This window comes from Cupriavidus sp. FW306-1B-F12B (genome assembly GCF_058781795.1).
This window is the reverse complement of record NZ_JBYSXC010000005.1, coordinates 134,649-157,984: the sequence shown is the minus strand read 5'-3', so window position 1 is coordinate 157,984 and position 23,336 is coordinate 134,649. Positions and strand designations below refer to the sequence as shown.

General features: G+C 63.0%; 26 protein-coding genes and 2 pseudogenes. 11 read left to right on the top strand and 17 right to left on the bottom strand.

From position 1 onward, the window contains the following. Positions 1 to 54: 54 nt before the first annotated feature. The 5 genes from AC3WLE_RS10830 to AC3WLE_RS10810 all read right to left on the bottom strand — a co-directional run bounded on the left by AC3WLE_RS10830 (position 55) and on the right by AC3WLE_RS10810 (position 5,681). Complete coding sequence (locus tag AC3WLE_RS10830; RefSeq protein WP_492357187.1) at positions 55 to 1,458, bottom strand: MFS transporter; 1,404 nt, start codon at positions 1,456 to 1,458, stop codon at positions 55 to 57. Between the two features lie 79 nt (positions 1,459 to 1,537). Continuing rightward, complete coding sequence (locus AC3WLE_RS10825; protein ID WP_492357188.1) at positions 1,538 to 2,515, bottom strand: VOC family protein; 978 nt, start codon at positions 2,513 to 2,515, stop codon at positions 1,538 to 1,540. Then, on the bottom strand, positions 2,515 to 3,384 hold the full coding sequence (locus AC3WLE_RS10820; RefSeq protein WP_492318089.1) for an alpha/beta hydrolase: 870 nt from the start codon (positions 3,382 to 3,384) through the stop codon (positions 2,515 to 2,517). The genes AC3WLE_RS10825 and AC3WLE_RS10820 overlap by 1 nt, the downstream gene beginning before the upstream one ends. Next, positions 3,384 to 4,505, bottom strand: coding sequence for an FAD-dependent oxidoreductase (locus AC3WLE_RS10815; protein WP_492357189.1), 1,122 nt, complete (start codon positions 4,503 to 4,505; stop codon positions 3,384 to 3,386). The genes AC3WLE_RS10820 and AC3WLE_RS10815 overlap by 1 nt, the downstream gene beginning before the upstream one ends. 69 nt (positions 4,506 to 4,574) lie before the next feature. After that, positions 4,575 to 5,681, bottom strand: coding sequence for a porin (locus AC3WLE_RS10810; protein ID WP_492318091.1), 1,107 nt, complete (start codon positions 5,679 to 5,681; stop codon positions 4,575 to 4,577). Between the two features lie 296 nt (positions 5,682 to 5,977). On the opposite strand from AC3WLE_RS10810, the gene AC3WLE_RS10805 reads away from it, so the two are divergent. After that, the gene (locus AC3WLE_RS10805; protein ID WP_492318092.1) at positions 5,978 to 6,367 is read left to right on the top strand and encodes a MarR family winged helix-turn-helix transcriptional regulator; all 390 of its coding nucleotides are present in this window, start codon (positions 5,978 to 5,980) and stop codon (positions 6,365 to 6,367) included. A gap of 43 nt (positions 6,368 to 6,410) precedes the next feature. Here AC3WLE_RS10805 and AC3WLE_RS10800 read toward each other — a convergent pair whose 3' ends face one another. Next, a complete protein-coding gene (locus AC3WLE_RS10800; RefSeq protein ID WP_492318093.1) occupies positions 6,411 to 6,539 on the bottom strand; it encodes a hypothetical protein in 129 nt (42 codons plus the stop codon). A gap of 258 nt (positions 6,540 to 6,797) precedes the next feature. On the opposite strand from AC3WLE_RS10800, the pseudogene AC3WLE_RS10795 reads away from it, so the two are divergent. Beyond that, positions 6,798 to 7,361: pseudogene (locus AC3WLE_RS10795) on the top strand (LysR substrate-binding domain-containing protein); the annotation flags it as partial. A 138-nt stretch (positions 7,362 to 7,499) separates the two neighbouring features. Here the strand turns inward: AC3WLE_RS10795 and AC3WLE_RS10790 are convergent. The 3 genes from AC3WLE_RS10790 to ilvD all read right to left on the bottom strand — a co-directional run bounded on the left by AC3WLE_RS10790 (position 7,500) and on the right by ilvD (position 10,181). Next, positions 7,500 to 7,931, bottom strand: coding sequence for a hypothetical protein (locus AC3WLE_RS10790; protein ID WP_492357190.1), 432 nt, complete (start codon positions 7,929 to 7,931; stop codon positions 7,500 to 7,502). A gap of 165 nt (positions 7,932 to 8,096) precedes the next feature. Further along, positions 8,097 to 8,297 (bottom strand): RraA family protein, encoded by a 201-nt coding sequence (locus tag AC3WLE_RS10785; protein WP_492357191.1) that lies wholly within the window; start codon positions 8,295 to 8,297, stop codon positions 8,097 to 8,099. Positions 8,298 to 8,321: 24 nt separating this feature from the next. Beyond that, complete coding sequence (gene ilvD / locus AC3WLE_RS10780) at positions 8,322 to 10,181, bottom strand: dihydroxy-acid dehydratase (RefSeq protein ID WP_492357192.1); 1,860 nt, start codon at positions 10,179 to 10,181, stop codon at positions 8,322 to 8,324. A 227-nt stretch (positions 10,182 to 10,408) separates the two neighbouring features. On the opposite strand from ilvD, the gene AC3WLE_RS10775 reads away from it, so the two are divergent. The 5 genes from AC3WLE_RS10775 to AC3WLE_RS10755 all read left to right on the top strand — a co-directional run bounded on the left by AC3WLE_RS10775 (position 10,409) and on the right by AC3WLE_RS10755 (position 14,602). After that, positions 10,409 to 10,729 (top strand): DUF3175 domain-containing protein, encoded by a 321-nt coding sequence (locus AC3WLE_RS10775; protein ID WP_492318097.1) that lies wholly within the window; start codon positions 10,409 to 10,411, stop codon positions 10,727 to 10,729. A gap of 85 nt (positions 10,730 to 10,814) precedes the next feature. Further along, a complete protein-coding gene (locus AC3WLE_RS10770) occupies positions 10,815 to 11,837 on the top strand; it encodes a class I fructose-bisphosphate aldolase (RefSeq protein WP_492318098.1) in 1,023 nt (340 codons plus the stop codon). A 243-nt stretch (positions 11,838 to 12,080) separates the two neighbouring features. Then, positions 12,081 to 12,779: an alpha/beta hydrolase gene (locus tag AC3WLE_RS10765; RefSeq protein WP_492357193.1), complete on the top strand. Its 699-nt coding sequence runs from the start codon at positions 12,081 to 12,083 to the stop codon at positions 12,777 to 12,779. Positions 12,780 to 13,137: 358 nt separating this feature from the next. Further along, positions 13,138 to 13,656, top strand: coding sequence for a DUF1697 domain-containing protein (locus AC3WLE_RS10760; RefSeq protein WP_492318100.1), 519 nt, complete (start codon positions 13,138 to 13,140; stop codon positions 13,654 to 13,656). Between the two features lie 451 nt (positions 13,657 to 14,107). After that, positions 14,108 to 14,602, top strand: a complete 495-nt coding sequence (locus AC3WLE_RS10755) for a DNA-binding response regulator (protein WP_492357194.1) — start codon at positions 14,108 to 14,110, stop codon at positions 14,600 to 14,602. A 134-nt stretch (positions 14,603 to 14,736) separates the two neighbouring features. Here the strand turns inward: AC3WLE_RS10755 and AC3WLE_RS10750 are convergent, their stop codons facing one another. Together AC3WLE_RS10750 and AC3WLE_RS10745 are read right to left on the bottom strand one after the other, a co-directional pair. Then, complete coding sequence (locus AC3WLE_RS10750) at positions 14,737 to 15,525, bottom strand: acyl-CoA synthetase family protein (protein WP_492352785.1); 789 nt, start codon at positions 15,523 to 15,525, stop codon at positions 14,737 to 14,739. Then, positions 15,525 to 15,665, bottom strand: coding sequence for a hypothetical protein (locus tag AC3WLE_RS10745; protein ID WP_492318103.1), 141 nt, complete (start codon positions 15,663 to 15,665; stop codon positions 15,525 to 15,527). Before AC3WLE_RS10745 ends, AC3WLE_RS10750 begins: the two co-directional genes overlap by 1 nt. A gap of 221 nt (positions 15,666 to 15,886) precedes the next feature. Between AC3WLE_RS10745 and AC3WLE_RS10740 the strand changes: the two are divergent. Next, positions 15,887 to 16,090, top strand: a pseudogene (locus AC3WLE_RS10740) (SDR family NAD(P)-dependent oxidoreductase); the annotation flags it as partial. 83 nt (positions 16,091 to 16,173) lie between these two features. Here the strand turns inward: AC3WLE_RS10740 and AC3WLE_RS10735 are convergent. From AC3WLE_RS10735 to hpaC, 5 genes are all read right to left on the bottom strand, one after another. Then, positions 16,174 to 16,428, bottom strand: a complete 255-nt coding sequence (locus tag AC3WLE_RS10735; RefSeq protein ID WP_492318104.1) for an MFS transporter — start codon at positions 16,426 to 16,428, stop codon at positions 16,174 to 16,176. Positions 16,429 to 16,720: 292 nt separating this feature from the next. Then, positions 16,721 to 16,957, bottom strand: coding sequence for a hypothetical protein (locus AC3WLE_RS10730; RefSeq protein WP_492352783.1), 237 nt, complete (start codon positions 16,955 to 16,957; stop codon positions 16,721 to 16,723). A gap of 27 nt (positions 16,958 to 16,984) precedes the next feature. After that, positions 16,985 to 17,968 (bottom strand): Bug family tripartite tricarboxylate transporter substrate binding protein, encoded by a 984-nt coding sequence (locus AC3WLE_RS10725; RefSeq protein WP_492318215.1) that lies wholly within the window; start codon positions 17,966 to 17,968, stop codon positions 16,985 to 16,987. 205 nt (positions 17,969 to 18,173) lie between these two features. Next, the gene (locus AC3WLE_RS10720; RefSeq protein ID WP_492318106.1) at positions 18,174 to 18,470 is read right to left on the bottom strand and encodes a tautomerase family protein; all 297 of its coding nucleotides are present in this window, start codon (positions 18,468 to 18,470) and stop codon (positions 18,174 to 18,176) included. Between the two features lie 111 nt (positions 18,471 to 18,581). After that, complete coding sequence (hpaC, locus tag AC3WLE_RS10715) at positions 18,582 to 19,079, bottom strand: 4-hydroxyphenylacetate 3-monooxygenase, reductase component (RefSeq protein WP_492318107.1); 498 nt, start codon at positions 19,077 to 19,079, stop codon at positions 18,582 to 18,584. A 243-nt stretch (positions 19,080 to 19,322) separates the two neighbouring features. Between hpaC and AC3WLE_RS10710 the strand changes: the two genes are divergently transcribed. Then, a complete protein-coding gene (locus AC3WLE_RS10710) occupies positions 19,323 to 19,958 on the top strand; it encodes a response regulator transcription factor (protein ID WP_492318108.1) in 636 nt (211 codons plus the stop codon). Here AC3WLE_RS10710 and AC3WLE_RS10705 read toward each other — a convergent pair. After that, positions 19,955 to 21,475, bottom strand: a complete 1,521-nt coding sequence (locus AC3WLE_RS10705) for a sensor histidine kinase (protein WP_492318109.1) — start codon at positions 21,473 to 21,475, stop codon at positions 19,955 to 19,957. The genes AC3WLE_RS10710 and AC3WLE_RS10705 overlap by 4 nt on opposite strands. Before the next feature lie 251 nt (positions 21,476 to 21,726). Between AC3WLE_RS10705 and AC3WLE_RS10700 the strand changes: the two genes are divergently transcribed. Both AC3WLE_RS10700 and AC3WLE_RS10695 read left to right on the top strand, forming a co-directional pair. Next, the gene (locus tag AC3WLE_RS10700; RefSeq protein ID WP_492357195.1) at positions 21,727 to 22,917 is read left to right on the top strand and encodes an acyl-CoA dehydrogenase family protein; all 1,191 of its coding nucleotides are present in this window, start codon (positions 21,727 to 21,729) and stop codon (positions 22,915 to 22,917) included. A gap of 47 nt (positions 22,918 to 22,964) precedes the next feature. After that, positions 22,965 to 23,333, top strand: a complete 369-nt coding sequence (locus AC3WLE_RS10695; RefSeq protein WP_209762072.1) for a hypothetical protein — start codon at positions 22,965 to 22,967, stop codon at positions 23,331 to 23,333. The last annotated feature ends 3 nt before the right edge of the window (positions 23,334 to 23,336 follow it).

Genomic DNA, 23,336 nt, shown 5'->3' with positions numbered 1-23,336 from the left:
AATCTGACGGCGGCGGTGGCCATCCTGGCGTGCCGCCGCCTGCCACGTAACGCCCTACGCCTCCAGTTCCTCCAGCACCTTGCCCCGAGTCTCGATGCCGATCAGTGCAACAGTAACCGCAGTGACAAGTGTTACCGCTGCAAGGCAATAGAAGGCCATATTGAGTAGACCAAGGCCTACGAGTTGCGTCACGACCATCGGACCAGAAATCGCCGCAAGCTTTGACCATACGCCGCCAAGGCCGCATCCGAGCGCACGAACGCTCGTCGGATACATTTCCGGCGTATAGACGAACACCGTGATGAACCCGCACGCAAGCAGACCAAACGCGATCGAGCAAAGCGTCGCTACGACATAGACTGACTGATTGACCATCAGGCCAGCAAGGATGAGTGCGGTAGCGCAGGCGAAGAAAGCCCAAATGATGACTGGCTTCCGGCCAACCCTGTCAACCAATACCGCGCACACGATGGAGCCAATCACGCCCAAGGCAGAACACCCGATCGCGAGATTCAGCGCCGTTTGCAGCGGCACCTTGTAGATGGTCTGATAAATGGTAGGTAGCCATGTCGTCAGGCAGGACTGGATGAATCCGCAGGCTGCCCACAGTAGCGCAATAACGAGGGTACGGCGTACGTAGGCAGCACCGAACAGGTCTCGCACGCGGCGCTTCGGCATCTTCGAGAGCAACTTGTCGTAGCGCGCGCCATCCTCCGGCACATCCAGAATGCCTCGGACGGAAGCCTCGAAACGCTGCATCGCCACATGAGCTTCGGCAAAGCGATTCTTCCCAGCGAGCCAGCGCGGAGACTCGGGCACCAGCCAGGGAATCAGGACGCACAGCAGCAAAGGCAGACCTCCCACGAAATACAGAAACTGCCAGCCGACGCGGGGCACCATCCACGCTCCGACGATAGTCGAGATCAGCAAGCCGATCGGATAGATGACTTCGTACAGGAGAACAAAACGGCCGCGACCGTGTGCCCGCGCGATCTCGTTGATATAGGTAGCAGCTACAGGTAGTTCGCCACCAATGCCGACACCTTGAATCACCCGGATTATGAGGAATACCTCGAATGAATGAGTAAGGCCACACGCGATACTGCCGAGCCCAATGATCCCTGTGCTGATCGTGATTGCCTTGAGCCGTCCGAAGCGATCTGCGATCTGGGGAAAGACCAGCGTGCCAAGCAGGGCGCCTACCGAGCTCCCAGCGATAAGCATTCCAATTTGCGCGGGAGACAGCGCCCACTCCTTGATCAGAACGGGTAGTGTCGCTGCGATCACAAGGGCGTCGAACCCGTCGAAGAACGTAGCCAGGCCGATCAACAAGCGCGCTCGGATCTGCAGCGAGGATTTTTGCAGGCGTTCGAGTCTGGCAATAATCGCGCCTTGCGAATCGTGAGCAGAGTGGCGATAGTTGATATCCCTCGCCATCGAGTATTCGGCTGCTTTCATTGTGCAGTCCTTTCAGTCGTCTATTGTCATTACCAGCCGCATGGCCGGATGCAGCCTGGCGATATCTACGCGGTGAGGATCACACCAGGTAGAGAGGATCCCGAACACCTTGCAGTTGCTCCAGATCTCGGCTTTTCGGTACGCAAAACTCCACGCGATACCCGTCAGGGTCGGTTGCAAACAGACTTGTTTTTAGCGGACCGGAGATCGGAGCAATGACTTGGTACCCAAGGGCATCCAGGCGCTTCGCACTTTCCTCCCACCTCGTGCTGCCTTCAACCTCGAAGCCGAAGTGGTGCAGACCCTTTTCCTCGCCAAGAACGAGGGCCAATTGATAGGGAGAAGGGGTCGCCGATGGACGCAACAGAACAATGTCGGGTGTATCGCAAACAATCTCGAGGCCGGCGATGCACGTATAGAACTCGACCATTGGCCCAAGATCCTGGGTAACCAGGACAGCGTGCGAGAGCCTTCTGGGTTGCATCACCCCGCCATCAAAGCGTCGTGTTTCGGGATTGGGGTGCCAACGAGGATCGGCAGCTGGTGCTGGCGCACCGGGTATCCAGGACGAGGTAATCAGTTCGATGTCACCATGCAAGACCGCACGCCAGTCCTTGATCGTATCCGCGTAGAACTCGTTCATGTTTCCATCAGGGTCGCGGAGATAGACGCTACGCGCAATCTGATGATCTACAGTCCTTGGCGTTTGAGACTTCCCTTCGGCCACAGCACGGTCCCAAGCTGCGACCAATACTGCTTCTGACTCCATTTCCCACGCGAGATGGTTCAGTCCGATTTTTCTCGCGACGCCCCTGGGCATTTGCAGGTGCCCGTCCCGGCCATATCGGGCTTCATAGGTCTGCTCGATCATGCCAACGTCATGCGGAGTGTGCCCTACACCCATGAAGCCGGCGCGGATGCCGCTCTCGGTGAACTCCAAGTTCAGTCCGCAGGCTTGCTGATAGAAATCGATTGAACGCTGCAGGCTCGCAACGATGAAATTGACGTGACCGAGGCGACGTGGACGAAAGATGCCGTCGAGACGCTGTTGCTGCATTATGGATTCCTCCTATTTAGATATGTACCGATTCGCTTGGCCCAGGCGCTGTCTGGAGCACCACTCGCCAGATGGACTGAAAAATGATCATGTCCGACAACCTGGTCCCAGCAAACGGGAACGCCTCTCTGCTCCAGGATGGCCACAAACTCCTGGTTCTGCGTCACCGTCCGCGGGAAATCGCTTTCGCCCCAACTCAGATAAAAGGGCGTTTTGGCGTTATGCACGAATGCCTTCGGGCTCCACACAGAAGCCCCCGGCCCTAGCGCATCGCCGAGTTTTTTTTCGGCATCGGTAGACGGCGAGGTGAGGAAGGAGAGATCTAGTGCCGCACTGATCAGGAAACATCCCTTTACTACATCGGATGGAATGGCGTAGGCGCTCATCAGATCTGGGCGCAAGCCCAGAATTGCCGCCAGATGCCCGCCGGCGGAGTGACCGCCAACATAGACGCGGTCCGGGTCGCCGCCATATTCAGCGATGTTCTTATGCACCCAGGACAGCGCGCGGAAGCAGTCAGCCACGATTTCTTCCATGCGAACGGCCGGTGCAAGCCGATAGGATGCGGAGACAAGCATCGCGGGTGCAGAGGCAACCGCCGGGGCCATGAAGCCCATCCACTCCTTGAAGCCGTTCATCCACGCACCGCCATGAAGGAGGAATAGGACCGGCAGTCCCTTGTCTGTCTTGTCGGTATCGCGGGGAATGTATATGTCGAGCTTTTGCCAGGGGTCTTCGCCGTATGGCAGATCGCCCGCAAACAGCATCTGGTTCGCGGCAATGCGAGACGCTGCAAGGGCCTTTTTCGCATATTCATCCGCTCCGGGATGCAGCATCGCCGGCAACTCGGGCAATCTATCGAACGCCATCAGAGGGCTCCCGTCGGACAGTGGTTTGCGGTGCGCATGCGCTGCTGTACCAGCCAGCGCGAGCGTCCCGCAAAGCTGAAGGCGACGCTGCGCAGAGAGTCCGGCAAGCGCCCGACGGTGCTGTAGAGCTTGGAAACGCGTTGGGTATGTTCGGTCAGTGGCCGTTCGCGGGCCTCCCACTCTTGCAGCGCGATCTGGATATCAGCCTCGTTCTCGACCGCTGCGGCTAACCCCAACGCATTCATCATTGCGCACCCACCACCCTGGCCGAGATTGGGAGCCTGGGCATGTGCTGCGTCGCCAACTACCGCCACACGGCCCGACGACCAGCGATGAAGGTGGATCATTTCGAACTCGTCCCATCGCCCTTCGTGGCGAATTCGATCGATGAGCGGACGTAGGTGCGGGAACGAGTCGCCCCAGGCTTTGACATTCAGCGGAAGCGTTTTTCCCTCAACATCCGAGTTGAGCGTTGTCAGTGCCAGATACAACCAGTCCTGGCTGCAAGGCACATACAGGAGCCGGCGCTTGCCGGACCAGTGTTCGACGATTTCCGCTTTAGCATCTGTGGCATCGTTGTTCCTCGGAAGAAGAACACGAATTGCACCATCCCCGAGTTTCACACGTGACCGCACAAGTCCCAGGCTGTCCCGAATATGTGAATGCACGCCGTCTGCTGCGATGATGAGGTCCGCCTTGGCCATCTCTCCCGTACTTAGCCCCACTACCCCCGCGGGAGTTGCGCTCACCACTTCGGAACCCATCAGGATTTGCGCCCCGGCGCGCCGGGCTGCGGCAGCGACTGCTTCCAGCAGTTGCTGCCTCACGATCGTGAATACACGTTGGTTGGGGCTGGATGGATGACGGGCAAGGAGTTTGCCTTCCGCGTTGCGCGTCTCTCGAGCCGGCGTCAAGTGCGCACCGCGCACTGCGTCTTCATACGCACCGATAGCTTGCAGCACCTTCAATCCATTCTCAAAGATGAAGATGCCAGCCCCGGCTGTGCGGAGGCTGGAGGCTCGCTCATGCACCCGAACTGTCCAGCCGCGTTGCGCAAATGCCGCTGCTGCGGTCAGACCTGCGAAGCCTGCCCCTGAAATTTCAACATGCCGTACTGACATTTTTTTACCTCTATTGCTGCGGGCGCTTGCCCGGTTACTCTTTCCCGGCATCGGAGTGCCAGGACAAACTCAAAAAATGTGTTTGACGCCGACCATGGCCCCAAGCTGGTTGCCTCCCGGGGAGGTCGAGCCCGGCCCGCCGGCGCTGACTGAGTTGGTGAGTGTTCCCCCGTTATCGATATAGCCAGCCGTCGCATAGACAGAAGTACGCTTGGAAAAGCTATACAGGCCTCGAACAGCAAAGAGGATTGAGCGGTTGTCGCTATGGCGGTAGTCAAGCCAGCTCAGTTGTGTCCCGAGCGTGATGGCGGGGGTAATGTCGTAGGCAACCCCGGCCCACCAGAGATCGCTCCGAGGAGTTGGACTTGCGTCGTTATCCCGGCGCAGGAGTCCGGCACCCATTTTTGCGCGGGCCAGGATGGCGTAGCCCGCAAAGATCATCCTGGTATCTCGCATGCCGCTTGATGAGAGGCCGGCGAATGCGCCCGGCCCGCCTCTCATCGCGTCATAAGCTGCACTGACGCCCCAATTACTTCCTTCGTACATCACCATCGCGGTCCACTGCTGGCACGCGCGATGGTCTGAAGGATTCTCTCCAGCACAGTTCTGGCCGGCCAGGCTTGGACCCGCGTTGACCGTATCTCTGCCAAAGCTGTATGTGCCGCCGAGCGTCAGGCCGCCAAATTTGCCGCGATAAGCAACGGAGTTGTCCGATCGGGGATTGGCGAGGTTTGCGTCGAGATTGCTGGTGCCGTAGATGTTCGGCCCCAGTACGTCCGGGTCTGCAGTCGACCAGAGGCTCATCGTGTACTGACGGCCCACGCTAATTTGGCCCCAGGACCCCGCCACGCCTACCCACGCCTGGCGACCGAAGAGCCGCCCTCCGTTTAGCAAGGCACCGGTATCGGGACCAAATCCACCTTCGAGCTGGAAATTCGCTTTCAGGCCGCCGCCCAAGTCTTCCGAGCCACGAAGTCCCCAACGTGAAGGCACCGTGCCGGTCGCGCTTGGCATTCGAACCACACTGTCGTGGGCGCTGCCAATGCGATTCACGTACTCGACTCCAGTGTCGAATACGCCATATGCGGTGACCGTCGACTGCGCAAATGCAGTAGTTGTCGCTACTGCAGACGCAAGCGCACCAACTGCCGGGACCAAGGGCCAAGCTCTGTTCATAAGTTCCTCCACCACTTTTGTCGGGGTAGACGTCTTGTTGTTCGGTGAGGAAAGTTACCGCACGTCCGCCACATATGCAATTACATTTGTTTAGACTTAACATATTGTTTACACCTAATAAAATCATGTAGCAACACATACTTCCAAAACATGTGTATGCATAGAATCGTGGCAGAGCACGCTCAGACGGCCTTCCCAGTGCTACAATCGGTGCCGCTATGCGAAGAACGTCCAACATCCAATCGCGCGATCTCGAGCCCGTGTCGGGTTACTTGCCTTACAACCTCAGCAGGTTGATGAACGCAATGAACGCCCGGCTTTCGCGGGCGCTACGTCCCGTCGAGATCACCATTCAGCAGTTCCGCGTGATGCAGCACTTGAGATGGGTGTCAGTTGCGACAATCGGGGAGATATGCAAGGAGACGATCATCGAGCAGTCGGTGGTGAGTCGCATCGTTGATCAGCTTGAGCAACGCGGATTTGCCGTGAGGAATAAGCGCCCGACCAACGCTCGAGTGGTTGAGGTGAGATTGACGCCGGTTGGAGAGGCCGTCTATGACAAAGTCGACGTTGCGGCCAAAGACATCGCCGCTGACACGCAAGAGATCCTGACCGAGGAGGAACGTGCGTTGCTCAATGCGACGCTCGCTCGTCTGGTGACACACGTTCTTAGCCGGGACGACTAGGTTGGCAAGGCTTGGCATCTAACGTCGACGTGCCGCGACCGCTTCAACCGTAGCGCCAGGTGTCAACCAGACCGGCGTGGTTGCCGGCATCAAACATATCTTCTGACGTGGCAGGGGCATTGGTGGCGATGTCCCCTTTTTTCGCTTTGGAGAGCGAATAAATCTGCGTCAAATGGCGTCTGCCGTGCAGTCCAGCTATTCTCGTCAGCGCAGTCTCGTTAATTCCGGTTCTTGGGCGGGCGCACGGCGACGTCATTAGCTAATAACTCTTTCGGAAAACGCAGTCTGACGAATCCGGTCCCCTACACTACGGCGCTCCCCTCTTCCGTGGCAACGCTTCCGCTCAGCTAGTCGGACACCGGGCCAGGCAGTTTGGCGATCACCTTGATCTCAAACTGGAAGCCGTAGAGCCATGCGTCAGCGTCGATTCCAGCTTCACATCGGCGTCAGCGACCGGATGGTGGACGTGATTGGCGACAACGTGGATTGCGTATTGCGGGGTGGGGAGTTGACCGATTCCTCCTTGCAAGCGCGCCGCGTGGGCGAGCTAAGGCTCGGTGTCTACGCGGCCCCCGGCTATCTCGAGCAAGCGGGCACACCCATGCATCCGGGCGAACTGGAAGACACCCACCACCGCATCGTCGGATTCCTGGGAGCCAGCAGCGGCAAGGTCGCACCGGTTACGATGCAACGCGATGGCGAGAGCATCAGTGTCCGAGGCCGCTATCTGGCCGCGCTCGATGATGGCAATGCCTATCTCGCGGCGGGTCTCGCCGGCGTAGGTGTCCTTTGGCTACCGCACTACATGGCCCGGGAATATGTGGCGCGCGGCCAGCTAGTGCCGGTCTTGGAGAGCTGGCGCCTCGATCCCATGCCCATGTACGTCGTTTATCCGCCGAACAGGCACGTCAGCGTGAAGCTCAGGGTGTTTATCGATTGGGTGGGCGAATTGATGGAACGCCACGTATCGCGTTTGCCCCCGCACCATCCATGAATCGCGCGATGTTGCGCAGCGCGCTTTATCAGGCAGTCTGGCCGCGGCGGGGAGTGGCCCTTGACCAAGGGTCAGATAGTCAGCTCCCGCAGGCGGATCGGATTAACCGTCCGTTTCAAGGCCCATGGAATGACCGGATCACCCACGCATCCGCAACAGATCAGCGTAAGAAACCAGCTTGCGTTTCTCATTGGCAAGCGTCTTTCGTTTGGACGCCGAGCGGGTTGGTTGGCCGCGCTCGAACTTGGCGGCGGCGCGTGCATCCTCCCGCGCGTAGGCCCGCGCGGTCTTGGCTTCCGCCTTCAGGCGTTCAGCCTCCAGCCGCGCGGCAGTGCGTTCCTCTCGGGCAACATCTTGCACGGCCGACATGATTTCGGCTCTTAGCAGATCGCGCCTTTGCCTGGCAGCGGCACGGGCAGCCTGCAATTGCTCTTTCCTCTGCCGCAGCCAGTCTTTCCCGTTGACCGGCGCAGGCCTGGCCTCTGGCAGCACGCTCAGGCGCAAAGCCCTGCTGGTTGAAACTCTCTCAGTCGGCGGCGCGCGCCGCGCATCCTGCTTCGCATCACTCACGCTGCATCACTCTCCCAGCACCACATGGCTGCGGCCCATGCGTCACTGGTTGAAGTCCGTAAACTCATGCCAGCAACCTTACCATAGGACTGCATCTCGGGCCTGGAGCGTCCAGCCTCCTTCTGCGTGGCGGCATGAATCGCTTAAGCACGCGGGCTTACGCCGTCACCGCGCGGTAAGTGCCGCGATATCGCGTACGCCGCCGTCGATCACCAGTGCGGCAATGCCCGCCGCCTCGGCCGCGACCGTCAGCACTTCGCCCCAGTAGCCAGCAAACGACCTCCTGGATCGACGGAAGGCCAGCCACGGGGCGCGTTCATATAAGAACCCAAAAAAAGCCGCTCCAAAGAGCGGCCTTCCCGGCAAACGAAGTAAAGGGTCGCCCCAGGATCAGTCATCCAGCAACGACAAGTCCCGCACCGCGCCCTTGTCCGCCGACATCACCAGCTTGGCGTAAGCCTTTAGCGCAGCAGACACCTTGCGCGGACGCGCCTTGGCCGGCTTCCACCCCTTGGCGTTCTGCTCTTCGCGGCGGCTCGCCAGTTCCTCGTCGGACAGCAGCACGTTGATGGTGCGGTTGGGAATGTCGATGCGGATCTTGTCGCCGTCGCGCACCAGGCCGATGGCGCCGCCAGCCGCAGCTTCGGGCGAGCAGTGGCCGATGGACAAGCCCGAGGTGCCGCCGGAGAAGCGGCCGTCGGTCAGCAGCGCGCAGGCCTTGCCCAGGCCCTTGGACTTGATATAGCTGGTGGGGTAGAGCATCTCCTGCATGCCGGGGCCGCCCTTGGGGCCTTCGTAGCGCACGATCACCACGTCGCCGGCCTTGACCTTGTCGTTGAGGATGTTCTCCACCGCCTCGTCCTGCGATTCGGTGACGTGGGCCGTGCCTTCGAACACGAGGATGCTCTCGTCCACGCCGGCGGTCTTCACCACGCAGCCGTCGAGCGCGATATTGCCCGTCAGCACCGCCAGGCCGCCTTCCTTGGAGAAGGCGTGCTCGTAGGAGCGGATGCAGCCCTCGGCGCGGTCCAGGTCCAGGCTGGGCCAGCGCGTGTTCTGGCTGAACGCCACCTGGGTGGGAACGCCCGCCGGGCCGGCCAGGTAGAAGTTCCTGACGGCTTCGTCCCGGGTGCGGCTGATGTCCCACTGCTCCAGCGCGTCCTTGAGCGTGGGGGCATGCACCGTGGGCACGTCGGTGTGCAGCTTGCCGGCGCGCTCCAGCTCGCCCAGGATGGCCATGATGCCGCCCGCGCGATGCACGTCTTCGATGTGGTACTTGTTGGTGTTGGGCGCCACCTTGCACAGCTGCGGCACCACGCGCGAGAGGCGGTCGATGTCGGTCATGCTGAAGTCGATGTCGGCCTCGCGCGCGATCGCCAGCAGGTGCAGGATGGTGTTGGTGGAACCGCCCATGGCAATGTCAAGCGTCATGGCGTTCTCGAACGCCTTGAAGCCTACCGAACGCGGCAGGATGCGCGCGTCTTCCTGCTCGTAGTACTGGCGCGCCAGTTCCACGATGCGGCTGCCGGCGCGCTTGAACAGCTGCTCGCGGTCGGCGTGGGTGGCCACCACGGTGCCGTTGCCGGGCAGCGACAGGCCCAGCGCCTCGGTCAGGCAGTTCATGGAGTTGGCGGTAAACATGCCCGAGCACGAGCCGCAGGTGGGGCAGGCGGAGCGCTCCACCTCGGCCACGTCGGCGTCGGAATAGGCGCTGTCGGCGGCGATCACCATGGCGTCCACCAGGTCGAGCTTCTTGAATTCCATGGCCTTGGTGACGGGATTGGCCAGGCGCGTCTTGCCGGCTTCCATCGGGCCGCCGGAGACGAAGATCACCGGGATGTTGAGCCGCATCGCGGCCATCAGCATGCCCGGCGTGATCTTGTCGCAGTTGGAGATGCACACCATGGCGTCGGCGCAGTGCGCGTTGACCATGTACTCCACCGAGTCCGCGATGATGTCGCGGCTGGGCAGCGAATACAGCATGCCGTCGTGGCCCATGGCGATGCCGTCATCGACCGCAATGGTGTTGAACTCCTTGGCCACGCCGCCCGCGGCCTCGATCTCGCGCGCGACCAGCTGGCCCAGGTCCTTCAGGTGCACGTGCCCGGGCACGAACTGGGTGAAGGAGTTGACCACCGCAACGATGGGCTTGGAAAAATCTTCGTCTTTCATGCCGGTGGCGCGCCAGAGCGAGCGCGCCCCCGCCATGTTGCGGCCGGCGGTGGAGGTTTTGGAACGGTATGTGGGCATTTTTTATTGCTGAAGAAATATCGCAGAAAGGAAGCGGGCCACAGGAATAAGGGCCCTTGCGCGCCCGTTGCGAACAACCTCTTGAGCTGCGCCCTGGGCAAAAGCGCAATTATCCCACACCGCTCGGGCGGTCTTGCCACCACGCACCGGTCCCGCCTGAGCCCCCACGGACGGCGAGAAGTTGCCTACGCTAGACGGATCCCGATAACGCTGTGGGAGGACCGGAAATGGCCGCCACGAAATCCACCCGCAAGCCGGCAAAGGGCCGCGGCAAGACACGGCGCTGGTCGCAGCAGGTAACCGAGCACAGCGACGCGCTGGACCTCGAACCGCACCTCTTCGCCTCGGACAACCCTGAGGAAATTGCCGCCTCGCTCAAGCGTTCCGCCGTGAGCAGCCGGCGCCGCAAGGGCACGGCGTTCCAGTCGGCGATGTCGATGCTCAATTTCTACATCAATCGCGCCGGCCGTCATCTGCCCAAGGCGCGCCGCGCCACGCTGGAAAAGGCCAAGGGCAAGCTGCGCGAAGCGTTCGGGCGGCCACCTTAGGCAGGCGCTACGCGCCCCGCCTGGCTTGCGCGACGGCGTTTTCGCGCCAATGCTTGTTCCTATGTCACCTGCACGGAGCCTGATCATGGACAGAAAAAGCGAATTGCAAGCCACCGTGGACGCCCTGGCACAAGCGGGCAAAGGGTTGCTGGCAGCCGACGAGAGCGGGCCGACCATCGCCAAGCGGTTCGAACGCATCGGCGTGGAGTCGAGCGAGGAAAACCGCCGCGCGTGGCGCAACCTGCTCTTGTCGAGCCCAGGTCTTGGCGAGTTCATCAGCGGCGTGATCCTGTACGAGGAAACCTTGGGTCAGCGCGCCGACGATGGCACGCCGCTGCCGGAACTGGCGGCGCGCCAGGGCATCGTGCCCGGTATCAAGGTGGACAAGGGCAAGATCGCGCTCGCCCTGGCACCCGGGGACGAGATCACCGAGGGTCTCGACGGGCTGGCCAAGCGGCTTGCCGGCTATCGCCAGCAGGGCGCGCGCTTTGCCAAGTGGCGTGCGGTCTACAACGTTTCGGACAAGTTGCCGGGCTGGGCTGCCGTCCAGGCCAATGCGGAAGCGCTGGCACGCTATGCCGCGATCTGCCAGGAAGCAGGCGTGGTACCCATCGTCGAGCCCGAGGTGCTGATGGACGGCGCGCACTCCATGGCGCGTTGCGCCGAGGTTACCGAGGCCGTGCTGCACGCAGTCTTTCATGCCTTGCACCGGCATGCGGTGGTGCTCGAGCACATGCTGCTGAAGCCGAGCATGGTGCTGCCCGGCAAGGAGGCCGGGCACGCGGCCCCGGCCGAGGTCGCCATGCAGACCGTGCAGGTGCTCAGGCGCACGGTGCCGGCGGCGGTGCCGGGCATCTTCTTCCTGTCCGGCGGCCAGACGCCCACCGAGGCCACCGTCAATCTGGACGCCATGAACCGGCTTGCCCCGCTGCCCTGGCGATTGTCCTTCTCCTACGGGCGCGCCTTGCAGGAGCCGCCCCTGCTGGCCTGGCGCGGCGACGCCGCCAACGCCGCGCAAGCGCAACGGGCGCTGCTGCAGCGCTCACGGCTGAATGCCATGGCCTGCCTGGGTCAATACGACGCGGCGCAGGAGAACGCCGCAGGCTGAGCTTGCCGATGCGCCTGCGCTCCTTCGGCGCAGACGCGCAGCCCCGATGCCAGCGCGGCAAATTCCGCATACCTCAGGGCCCGCGATCATGGCTCGCCCCGTTGCGCCATTGTTCCTATAGTCGTATGGGGCGCCAGGCCGAGCCTTCGTGGCATCGGTTCAAGCCGGGCCGCTCCGCCGAAGACCCACGGCTCGCCGCCATGATCGGCGAGCCGTATTCATCCACGAACAGGAGTCCAGGTCATGAGCAACAAGCCTACGGTTGTGTTGGTGCACGGGTTCTGGGGCGGCGCCGCGCATTGGCGCAACGTCATCATTGAGCTGGCACGCAAGGGGTATCCGTCCCTGCGCGCCGTGGAGCTCCCGTTGACCTCGCTGGCTGACGATGCCGAGCGCACCCGCAAGATGATTGCCCAGCAGGCAGGCCCTGTCCTGCTGGTGGGGCATTCGTACGGCGGCGCCGTGATTACCCAGGCGGGTGACCAGCCGAATGTGGTCGGGCTGGTCTATATCGCGGCCTTCGCTCCCGACGCGGGGGAGAGCCCCGGCGCAATCACGCAGCAGCATCTTCCTGCCGCAGCGCCGAACCTGGTGCCCGACAGCGATGGCTACCTTTGGCTCAACCCCGACAAGTTCCACGAGAGCTTCTGCCAGGACCTGCCGCCCGACGAAGCCCTGGTGATGGCGGTGACGCAGAAGGCGCCGCTTGCCAGCACCTTTGGCGATACCATCACCGCGCCGGCGTGGAAGAAGAAGCCGTCCTGGTACCAGGTCTCAAGCGAAGACCGGATGATCGCCCCGGAGAACCAGCAGAAGATGGCGGCCCGGCTCAATGCCAGGAAAGTCATCACCCTGGCGGCAAGCCATGCTTCGCTGGCGTCGCAGGCACCAGAAGTCGCGGCCTTGATCGACGAGGCGGCAAGCGAGGCCATCAAGGCGTAGCCACTGCCGGCGCTGCTGCGCGGGATGCAGCAGGAAATGCAAGGAAACGTCCTTACCCGGGATCAGCTCGATGCCTATTTTTCTTCTTATGTGGGCATGGAGGGGGCAACCCGGCCGCAGCGGCCTGGATTTGCGATCCAGCGCCCGCCACGGCGGGTTCGCCGCTAGTGGCGTCGCTGACGCCAGCGCATTTGCCGCAAGCCTGGGACGCCAACTTCCGTGCCGTTCATGCACGGGACATGGCAAGGTGGCAGACACACCAGCGCATTGCTCGCATCATGTCTGCAGCCATTCGAACCAGCCTGTCTACCGTTGACCGCAAGCTGTGTGGCGATTCGCCAGCAATCACGAGATAGCCATGTCCCGATACGTTGCCTTTCTTCGCGGCATCAGCCCGATGAACGCCCGGATGCCCGAACTCAAGCGCTGCTTCGAGGCGGCGGGCTTCTCCGAAGTGAAAACCCTGCTCTCCAGCGGCAATGTCGTGTTCAACGCGCGATCGTCGTCACTGGCCAGCCTGGAGCGACGCGCCGAGAAGGCGATGCAGTCTGAACTGGGCCACAGCTTCGACACCTTCGTCCGGCCGTCCCGCTATCTCCAGGACCTCATCGACTCGGACCCTTTCGCCGGGCTCAGCCTTGCGCCTTCGGCCAAGCGGGTTGTCACCTTTCTCCGCAACCCGGTGCCGCCAGACGTGGAGCTGCCCATCGAGCGCGACGGCGCAAGCATCGTCAAGGCCAATGCCACGGAGGTCTTCAGCGCCTACGTGCCCGATCCGAAGAAAGGCCCGGTGTTCATGCGCCTGCTCGAACGCTCGTTCGGGAAGGGCATCACCACTCGCACGCTCGATACCGTCATCAAGTGTGCCAAGGCATAGGCTTCATGCGTAAGGCGGTCGTCCGACGTCTTCGAGTGCGGCACGCAGATCGTCGCCGGGACAAAGGCGTAAGGGATGTGCTTGCATCGCGCGGTTCCAGGGTGGGGCTCTGTGACAGATTAAGGCGAATTGAGACCGATCGCAATTGAGCACCAGCTTTCGGTCGTTGGCGTCCTGCCCTGCGCGGGACGCTGGTTTCGACAGCCTCCGGCGTCCGGCCGAGGCCGGTCGCGTAACACGTTACGTTACACGTAACACCCCGCCGCGGCCGTCAGTCGTCCGCAAAGGCCGGCAGGTCCGCGTCGACCTCCCGGAAACCCGCAGCGGGCCTGGCTCCCGCGCTTGTGCGCGATGGCACGAGGCGGCCGTGCCAGAGTTGGCATCGCCCTTGCTGGTACTGGTGCAGGGCGCTGGTCACGAAGCCAGCGCAGGCAAACCGGAGGAGACAAGGATGAGCTGGACGAACCGTGGAGCGGCCGCCTGGGAGCAAGTCCTGGGGCGCAACCGCGAGGCACATGCCGTGGTGATCGACGACATGCCGGTGTACCGGCACGGAGTCATGCGCCTGCTCGGAGAAATGCCGGGCATTGGCCGGGTCGAACTCGTGGAAACGGACGCCCTGGCGGCACGCAATGCGCGCCTGCCGGCTCCGGCATTGCTTGTGTTCGGCATGCCGCCGGATCTTGCCGAAGGCTGGCACCTGCTGCGCCTGGCCAGCCTGGTGCTGAAGCCAAGGCGCCTGCTGCTGGTCTCGGACAATATGTGGCTGCGTCTGCCACCAGGCCTCGACGGCCGGTTTGCCCGCGCCCTGTCCAGGTCCGCTTCGCTCGCAACGATCGAGCGGGATGTGCGCGCGTTGCTGGACCTTCCGCCCTCTGCGGAAGCTACGCCCGGGCAAGACGCCGGGTCGGTAGCCTTCCAACGCCCGTTCCACGTGCTCGCGTAAGCCGTTCATGCGGCCACGGATACCGGCAACAGCCGCACGCTTATAGAGCTGTAGCGTTGAACGAGACCCAGCACCAGCGTTGACTGCAGCGCGCGCCCCTCCTGAAGAGGGTGAAGCCATGCTGGCATACCTCGCTATTCAAACACGATTGTGTCCCCGCAACTCGAGAACGAATTCACTTGCCACAAATGGCGGTCTTCGACGGAGGCACGACGGATCTTCAGGCTCGGCGTCAAGTCGCCGCTCTGCACGCTCCAGCGCTTGCGGACAACCACCATCATATCGAGCCTCTCATGAGCCGGCAGTTGCGTGTTGATCCGATGGCGCAACTGTTCCAGGGTCCGCGCCACGGCTGCGCATGCTCCCCGCGCCACGAACTCGCGGGCCGCCTGGTTCAGCATCAGCAGCGCAAACGGTTGCGTGCGGCCAGCCCCGGTCACGCAGGCAGCTTCGATCCATGGATGGCTGGTCAGGCTGGCTTCGATTGGTGCCGGGTTGACAAAGATACCCTTGGCCGTCTTGAATGGATCATTCATGCGACCGGTAATGCGCAGGAACGCACGGGCGTCTATGTAGCCACGGTCGCCGGTCTTGATGTAGCCGTCTGGCGTCAGGCTGTCGGCCGTCAGGCCGGATTCCTTGTAGTACCCAAGCATCTGTGCTGGACTCTTGACCAGGATCTCGCCGTTTGGCGCAATACGGCACTGCACATCGGGAGAACACTGTCCGACATATCCTTCGCGCGCGCTACCCAAGCTGTTGAAATGCGAGTATCCGAAATTTTCCGTCATCGCGTAACCCTCGGGCAACTCCAGGCCAAGCCGGCAATACCAGCGCAGCAGGTATGTGGGCACCGCGGCTGAACCGATATATGCAATCCTGACGTCGGCAAGACCCATTGCACGCAGCAGCTTGCGCCGCATCAGGCCTGAGAGCAGCTCTTGACAATCTGCGGCACCCAGGTGCTGATCATTCCCAGCGTGTTGGTTTCCGGGCTCAGTTCGGCGTCGTCCAGCATCACCGGCGCCGTTTCCATCATCGTCGCCACGGCGAACGGCTTCAACGAGGGAAGCAACGACGTGACGATCAGCGTCCTGAATCGCCCCGGCTTTCGTGGAGGCTAGTTGGTTTAAGTCAGGCCGTGGCGGCCTGCTCGGTAAGTTGCCGATAATACGTTGCTTCGGCTTCGGCTTCGGCTTCGGCTTCGGCTTCGGCTTCGGCTTCGGCCGGTGGCACGTACCCAATGGAGCCGAGCAGCCGGTGATGGTTGTACCAGGACACCCAGTCAACAACGCCGGCATCCTGCGCGACAAGTCATTCAGCAAGCTCGAGATCGCCGACATCAAGGCCGTGCTGGACGTGCACCTCATGGGCTCGATCTACTGCACCAAGGCCGTCTGGGAAATCATGCGCGCCCAGGAGTATGGCCGCATCGTGATGACCACTTCGTCGTCGGGCATGTTCGGCAACTTCGGCCAGTCCAACTTTGACCAGCAGGAAATAGGCCACGGCCAGTTGCATCACCGGCAGCGAGCACAGCGTCTTCGCCAGCGACACGTCATGCGCCTCCGCTAGGCGCCGAGGGCCGACGTCACAGGCATGGCGATCATGAAGAACGCGTTGGCGCGTGCGCGATGCGCCGACGGGAACCAGAACATCATGTACAGCAGGACGCCGGGCAGGAAGCCCGCTTCCGTGATGCCGACCAGGATGCGCAGGACGTAAAGGCTGTTGGCATCCGAGGCGAACATCGTCGCGGTCGATGCAATGCCCCACGCCACCATGATGATCGCGACCCAGCGACGCGCGCCGAGCTTGCCGAGCATGATGTTGCTCGGCACCCCGAAAAAATGTAGGCGCCATAGAGCACGGTCGAGGCGAGGTTGAACTCCGTTGCCGAGAGGCCGAGGTCGCGCCCCATCGTCAGTCCCGCGAAGCCGATATTGATGTGGCCTAGGGATGAGAGCATGAAGAGGACGAACAGGAAGCCGATCAACCGGCGGTAGATCTTTCCGACCACGCGTTCGTCGGCCATGGCGTCTGCTTCGCGGAATCTTTCCTCCGACAACGGCATGGCAGGGGCGGGCATGGCATCGATCGTGGGATCGCTACCTGGTCTCATGACTTGTCTCCCTTGTGGATTGGCCACGACAACCGTGGTGGGCGTACGCCTTTGTCAGGCCGTGTGCGATGCGCAGACGGCCCGGTGTCGCGTTTCTTGCTTTCATAGCCAACGTAGTTCCAGGTGTTGGCAAAAAAGTGCTCCTGTTCCAGCGGGAACAGCTCCGGGTCGATGTAGACGTCGCGGTGCGCGCGGTCACGCACGGCGTCGCGGTTGTCGCCGTACCTGCTCATGCCAAGGTCTCCTTGCTCGCGTGCGAATCAATCCAGCTTGATTCCGGCATCACGGATCACGCGTCCCCACCGCTCACGCTCGCTGCGCGCATAGGTGGCGAGCTCGGCCGGCGTGCTCGGCGCGGGCTCGATGCCAAGTGCCTGCAGGCGCGCCTTGATGGCCGTCGTGCCGAGCGCCTCGACCAACGCTTTGTTGAGGGCGGTGACTGCCTCCCGCGGCGTGGCCGTCGGCACCACCAGCGCCTGCCACGCATAGGCCTCGAAGCCGGCCATGCCCTGCTCGCTCAAGGTCGGAATCTCGCCCATCGTCTTGAGCCGTGAGGCACTGGCCACGCCGATCGGCTTGACCTTGCCCGACGTGATGTAGGCGCCCCCACTCGAGGTGTCGACGAACATGAACGGCACCCGCCCGCCGATCAGGTCCAGCAGCGCCGGCGCCGCGCCGCGGTACGGCACGTGCGTAAGCTTCAGTCCTGTTTGCTGGCGGAACAGTTCGGTCACCAGATGGTGCGGGCTGCCTGGTCCCGGCGAGGCGTAGGTCATGCCCTCCGGGTTGCGTTTGGCCCAGGCAAGAAACTCCTTCAGGTTCGTCGCCGGCACGTTCGGCGCCACCACCAGCACCAGCGGAAAGCGAGCGATCGATCCGACCGGCGCGAAGTCTTTCTCCGCGCTGTAGGTGAGCTTGCTGTAGAGCGATGGGTTGGCGGCCAACATCGCCGAATCGGCGGTCATCACGACGTTGCCGATGTCCTTGCTCTTGCCGACGTAGTCGGCTGCGATATTGGAGCCGGCCCCCGGCTTGTTGACGACGACGATGGTGCGGTCGAGCGTCTTGCCCATCGCTTCGGCCAGCATGCGGGCGACAACATCGGAGCCCCCGCCAGCGGCATAGCCGACAACCCATTCCATGGGCCGTCCCTCAGCGGCGAGTCCCGCCAGCGGCACCAGCAGCGGAACGAAGAGGGCGAGCAACCGGCGGTAGAACCTTCGGACTCCGCGTTCGCCGGCCATGGCGTCTGCTTCGCGGAATCTTTCCCCCGGCAACGGCATGGCAGCGGCGGGCATGGCATCGATCGTAAGATCGCTATCTGGTCGCATGACTTGTCTCCTTTGTGGATAATGGCCGCGACAACCGTGGTGGGCGTGCGCCTTTGTCAGGCCGTGTGCGATGCGCGGACGGCCCGGTGTCGCGTTTCTTGCTTGAGTGACTGGAGGCCTACCGGCCAAGCGCCTTCGCGGTCTGGCCGCCGATGGCGTAGTCGGTCTTCGGCACGTCGAGGAACATCACCCTGACCGAAGAGCGGTCGACGCCAAGCGCATTGACCGCGGCGTCAGTGACATCGGTGATGAACGCCTCCTTCTGCTGCTGCGACCGGCCTTCGATCAGGTAAATCTGCACGACTGGCATTGCCTCTCTCCTTTCATGAAATTCCCAGCGCAGCGTATGACGTACCGCGGGGGTGCGATATTGGGTCGCGTTTGCGCTCGCATAGAGGATTCTGGCGGGGCGCATAGGTAATTCCCTTAGACCCGCGCCAGTTGGTGATGCCGCCCAACAGGGCGACGATGGAACCGCGTTGCAAGAACGTGCCCCGGCGGTGCGCTCGGCACAAAACGGCAGGCGCTATCTCGCGTGCTGCACGCGGTGAAAATCGCGGTTGAAATACACCAGGCTCCCGCCTTGGTGGCCGACCGCGACACGATCGAGCGTGACGAAGATGACCGAGTGGGAACCCACCTCCTTGCAATCGCTGATGCTGCCTTGCAGCTTGACAATGGCATCGCGCAGGGCCGGCTGGTCGGCATCGCCTTCGTCCCAGATGTCCCACGCGAAACGGTCTTCCATGGGCACCTGCGTCATACCGGCGAAATGCCGGGCAAGCTCTTCCTGTTCGCTATTCAACACATTGACGCACAGCCGGCCATTGCGTTGGAAGATGGCGTGCGAGGCACTGCCCCGGTTCACGCAAACGAGGATGGTCGGCGGTGAGTCCGTTACCGAGCACACGGCGCTGGCGGTGATACCGCACCGGCCTGCCGAGCCCTGTGTCGTGACGATGTTGACCCCGGCGGGCAGGTGCGCCATGGCCTGGCGGAAATCTGTTTGATTGACGGCATTCATCGGGGGGCCTCCCTACGTTATCGGCTTCGCTAAAAGCGTAGGGCAATGCCAGGCGTGGCCGCTATTCATGCGAACCACCCGGATTGGCAGGCTAGTGAGAGGCCATCTACGTGTTTTCTTTATCCTGGTAGTCAGCGGGCTTGGTGTACCCTTGACACTTCAAGCACCCGACCGGGCAGCCCACTCAGATGTGCACCCGCCGACCCGTTGGTGCGGTACGTCATACACGAAAGCGCCCCCGACATGACTGCTTCCTCGGCTATCGTCTACATCGTCGACGATGACAAAGAACTCCGTACTTCCCTGGCATGGCTCCTTGAGACGGTGTCGGTCCAGGCCGAGTGCTTTGCCGGCGCGCGGGACTTCCTGGCCGCCTACGATCCCGAGCGCCCTGCGTGCCTGGTGCTGGACGTCCGCATGCCCGAGACCGGCGGATTCCAGCTGCAGGAAATGCTCAACGCGCAAGGCGCAACGCTGCCGATCATCTTTGTCTCGGCGCACGGGGATATTCCGATGTCGGTGAAGGCGCTGCAGCACGGCGCGATCGACTTCGTCGAGAAGCCCTACAACCCGCAGCAGATGCTCGAGAAGATCCAGGGGGCACTGAAGCGGGCGATCCAGTTGCACGACTGCGCCGAGCAACGCAAGAAGATCCGCGCGAAGCTGGACAAACTCACCGCGCGCGAACAGGAAATCCTGCGCCGCGTGCTGGACGGGAAGGCGAGCAAGGTGATTGCGGACGAACTGCACATCAGCGTGAAGACCGTCGACGTCCATCGCACCAAGATCCGCGAGAAACTCGGCGTGGTGAGCACGGCCACGCTGGTGCGTGAGGTGATGGAGGTCTGGGCGTCGGGTTCGGGCGGCACGCCGGGCTAGCTGGCGCGGCGGCCTGCGGCACGGCGCCTGCGGTCGGCAGGGCTCGCGCACAGTGGCACGGAAAAGGCGAATGACGTGCCGTAGGGCACGCGATTCTGCGCCCAGATGTCGCCGCGATGCCGCGATACGATACTCTTGCAGAGCGCGAGCCCGATCCCGTTGCCGCCCGGCTTGCCGGAGAAGAATCCGTCGAAGATCCGCTGACTGTCTGCATGCGGCAGCCCGCGCCCCTGGTCGTGCACCGAGAGGATCGCCTTGTCTGCGGCGGCGCAGGTTTCGATGCGCAGCGTGCGGCGGTCGCTGGGGAGCGCCGCCATCTCCTCGATGGCGTTGAACGCGATATTGAGGATCACCTGACCGATCAGGACCTTCTCGCAGCTGATCGGCAACGGGTCGGTGGATAGCGCCAGTTCGAGCCGCACATCCGCTTCCTCGCACTTGAGGGAGATGAAATACGCGCTGTCGTTGACGATGTCGTTCAGGTTGGCCAGCACTTCGGCCTGTTCGAGCTTGACGACATACTCGCGGATGCTCTTGATGATCAGCGACGCATGCTCCACCTGGCGGGCCGCCGCCTCGAGCCCGAAGCGGATCGGATGCGGATCGGCATGGTTCTTCGCCAGGCGCATCGACGCGCCCTCGATGAAGTTGCGCGTTGCCGCGAGGGGCTGGCTCAGCTCATGCGCGATCGTCATCGCCATTTCCCCCATCGCGTTGTAGCGGGCGAGGTATTCGATCTCCCGCTCCCGCTCGCGCTCCAGGGATTCGGCCTCGACCTGCGCCGTGACGTCGCGAAACAGCAGCAGGTAGCCGCTGACATCGTCCTCGATCTCTACGTAGCGCATGGCCGCCTGATGCCACTGCAGCTCCCCCGTCGCGGTCCGCACGCGGTACCGCGTGGAAAAGGAGCCCCGGGTGGTCGCATCCGGCGGCACGTTGTCGCGCAGTAAAGGCATCAGGGGAACTTCGCAGAAGGTGTCAAACGTCGTCCCGAGCACGGCTTCCTCGGCACGCCCGAGGATCCGGCACCCGGATTCGCTGACGTACACCACGCACCCGCCGCGATCCACCACCACGACGCCTTCGGCCAGGTCATGCATGAACTCCCTGAGCCGGCTTTCCGAGCGCCGCAGCTCGCGCTTGAGCGCCTCCTCCGCCGAGATGTCCCGGAACTGCACCATCAGCACGTCACGGGACTCCAGCGACACACGCGTGGCGATGGCCTCCGACAGGATCTCGTTGCCGTTCTTTGCCCGGTAACACCATTCGATCACGCTCTGGCCCGTCCGGGCCGCGTCATCCAGCCATTTGAGCCCCACCTCGCGCCTGTACTTCGCCGCGCTGCTGGTCATGTCGGGTGCCTTAAGCGCCGGAAACTCTTCCAGCGTAAAGCCCAGTGTCTCGCGCGCCGCGCGGTTCGCCCAGAGGATGGACTTGGTGTCAGCGTCATGGAGGATCACGCGCAGGGTCAGCGCCTCGACCATGCGATAGAAGTCATCTTTGCCGAATGAGTACATGGTGGTTCCTGCGCGCGGAAGCTCGCCCGGAGGCCACGGCCGCGCTGGTGAATAGGTCCATCCCGAAGCGTACCGCCGGGACAGCCCGGACCCGTATAGGTATTTCCTTTACCCGGCCCCGGGAAACCGTGCGGCAATGCACGCCCCGCTCCAATTGTTTGGCCCCCTGGGCCGTCGCTAGACTGGTTTCAACGGTCCACACCGTCAGAGCCGGTTCCCGAGCCGGCCCACACCATCCACAGGAGACAACTATGTTGCATTCCGCCGTGTCGGAAAGCCTCCTCAACCAACACCCCGGCATCGCTGCGCCCCAGGCCACCGATGCTGGGCCGCGCCCGGACCTGCTCGCCCGCGTACTGGACGAGGTCCGCGCCCGCCGGGACGAATTCGACGCGAAGCGGCACGTGCCGCGGGATATGGTATCCCGCCTGAAGCAGCTCGGTGTCTATCGCGCGGCCACGCCGCGGTGCTTCGGCGGCGATGCAAGGTCGCCGTCTGAATTCCTCAAGCTGATCGAGACGATCTCCGAGGCCGACGGCTCCGCCGGATGGGTCGCGAGCTTCGGCTCGGCCGCGGTCTACCTTGCAGCGCTGCCCCGCGACACCCTCGCCCGCCTCTACGCAAATGGGCCGGACATCGCGTTCGCCGGTGGCCTGTTTCCCATCCAGCCAGCCGAGAAGGTCGATGGCGGCTGGCGCGTCAATGGACTGTGGAAGTTCGCGAGCGGCTGCAAGGGCGCCGACATTCTCGGCGTGGGCATCGGCGTCGGCGACGGCGGCAAGCCGCGCACGGCCGTGCTGATGCCCGAGGATGTGGAGATCGTCGAGAACTGGGAAGTGATCGGGCTGCGCGGCACCGGCAGTCATGATCTTCGCGTCAGGGACGTATTCGTCTCCGACGCGTGGACCTTCGTGCGCGGCGGCACGCCTTCCGTAGACGAACCGCTCTACCGCTACCCGTCCCTCGCCTACGCGGCGCAGGTACTGGCGGTGGTCAATCTTGGCGTCGCCCGCGCGGCGCTGGATGAGGTGTCGCGGATGGCCGGCGGCCGCACCGGCATTACCGGCGCGCCGAAGATGGCCGACCGCCCATACCTGCGCATCTCCGTGGCCAAGGCGGAAGCCGAGCTGCGGTCAGCGCGCGGCTTCTTCTACGAGACCACCGAGGCGGCCTGGGATTCGATCCTGAAGGGCGACGCCGTCTCTGCCGAACAAACCAGCCTGGTGCGCCTTGCGGCAGTGCAGGCCACGCGCGCGGGCGCATCCGCTGTGCAGGCAGCCTACCTGCTCGCGGGCACGGCCGCGATCTACGACGGGCACCCGCTGCAGCGCTACCTGCGCGACGCGATGGTCGTGACCCAGCACGCGTTCCTTGGCGAAGGACTGTACGACGCCGCCGGCGCCGTGTGCCTGGGCGTGCCCCCCATGCCGGGGTACATCTGACCCGCTACATCGTCCCTCCTTCCACCATAGAACCACCTGGAGTCCCCATGTCGCAACCTGCCCAAACTCCCCTGCGCGTCCTCTTCTGCATCGGCATCACCCAGAACTTCTTCGACTTGCCGACGGGCCAGGGCATCGAAGTGTGGAAGGGATTCAGCGCCATGATGAAATCCATGGCGGCACTGCCCGGCGTCACGATCCTCGGCGCCATCGACGATGACCGCCTGATGGTCGGCCCCTCCACGACGTCGCCATGGACCGTCTACATCATGGCCGACGTCGTGGACTATGCAACCGTCGTCGCCGCCTGCAACCTGTTCCGCACCACGCCGGTCGGCGAGCATAGCCTGTGGCGCTACGCCAAGATCGAGGCGCGCGTGGGTCGCGCGCTCGAAATCCCCGCCGAGGCGGCCTGAGCC

Excerpts from the sequence above, each read along its gene's own strand:
- AC3WLE_RS10830 (WP_492357187.1), bottom strand. The coding sequence starts at position 1,458 with ATGAAAGCAGCCGAATACTCGATGGCGAGGGATATCAACTATCGCCAC.
- AC3WLE_RS10825 (WP_492357188.1), bottom strand. The coding sequence starts at position 2,515 with ATGCAGCAACAGCGTCTCGACGGCATCTTTCGTCCACGTCGCCTCGGT.
- AC3WLE_RS10820 (WP_492318089.1), bottom strand. The coding sequence starts at position 3,384 with ATGGCGTTCGATAGATTGCCCGAGTTGCCGGCGATGCTGCATCCCGGA.
- AC3WLE_RS10815 (WP_492357189.1), bottom strand. The coding sequence starts at position 4,505 with ATGTCAGTACGGCATGTTGAAATTTCAGGGGCAGGCTTCGCAGGTCTG.
- AC3WLE_RS10810 (WP_492318091.1), bottom strand. The coding sequence starts at position 5,681 with ATGAACAGAGCTTGGCCCTTGGTCCCGGCAGTTGGTGCGCTTGCGTCT.
- AC3WLE_RS10805 (WP_492318092.1), top strand. The coding sequence starts at position 5,978 with ATGAACGCAATGAACGCCCGGCTTTCGCGGGCGCTACGTCCCGTCGAG.
- ilvD (WP_492357192.1), bottom strand. The coding sequence starts at position 10,181 with ATGCCCACATACCGTTCCAAAACCTCCACCGCCGGCCGCAACATGGCG.
- AC3WLE_RS10775 (WP_492318097.1), top strand. The coding sequence starts at position 10,409 with ATGGCCGCCACGAAATCCACCCGCAAGCCGGCAAAGGGCCGCGGCAAG.
- AC3WLE_RS10770 (WP_492318098.1), top strand. The coding sequence starts at position 10,815 with ATGGACAGAAAAAGCGAATTGCAAGCCACCGTGGACGCCCTGGCACAA.
- AC3WLE_RS10765 (WP_492357193.1), top strand. The coding sequence starts at position 12,081 with ATGAGCAACAAGCCTACGGTTGTGTTGGTGCACGGGTTCTGGGGCGGC.
- AC3WLE_RS10760 (WP_492318100.1), top strand. The coding sequence starts at position 13,138 with ATGTCCCGATACGTTGCCTTTCTTCGCGGCATCAGCCCGATGAACGCC.
- AC3WLE_RS10755 (WP_492357194.1), top strand. The coding sequence starts at position 14,108 with ATGAGCTGGACGAACCGTGGAGCGGCCGCCTGGGAGCAAGTCCTGGGG.
- AC3WLE_RS10750 (WP_492352785.1), bottom strand. The coding sequence starts at position 15,525 with ATGCGGCGCAAGCTGCTGCGTGCAATGGGTCTTGCCGACGTCAGGATT.
- AC3WLE_RS10735 (WP_492318104.1), bottom strand. The coding sequence starts at position 16,428 with ATGCTCGGCAAGCTCGGCGCGCGTCGCTGGGTCGCGATCATCATGGTG.
- AC3WLE_RS10730 (WP_492352783.1), bottom strand. The coding sequence starts at position 16,957 with ATGAGCAGGTACGGCGACAACCGCGACGCCGTGCGTGACCGCGCGCAC.
- AC3WLE_RS10725 (WP_492318215.1), bottom strand. The coding sequence starts at position 17,968 with ATGGCCGGCGAACGCGGAGTCCGAAGGTTCTACCGCCGGTTGCTCGCC.
- AC3WLE_RS10720 (WP_492318106.1), bottom strand. The coding sequence starts at position 18,470 with ATGCGCCCCGCCAGAATCCTCTATGCGAGCGCAAACGCGACCCAATAT.
- hpaC (WP_492318107.1), bottom strand. The coding sequence starts at position 19,079 with ATGAATGCCGTCAATCAAACAGATTTCCGCCAGGCCATGGCGCACCTG.
- AC3WLE_RS10710 (WP_492318108.1), top strand. The coding sequence starts at position 19,323 with ATGACTGCTTCCTCGGCTATCGTCTACATCGTCGACGATGACAAAGAA.
- AC3WLE_RS10705 (WP_492318109.1), bottom strand. The coding sequence starts at position 21,475 with ATGTACTCATTCGGCAAAGATGACTTCTATCGCATGGTCGAGGCGCTG.
- AC3WLE_RS10700 (WP_492357195.1), top strand. The coding sequence starts at position 21,727 with ATGTTGCATTCCGCCGTGTCGGAAAGCCTCCTCAACCAACACCCCGGC.
- AC3WLE_RS10695 (WP_209762072.1), top strand. The coding sequence starts at position 22,965 with ATGTCGCAACCTGCCCAAACTCCCCTGCGCGTCCTCTTCTGCATCGGC.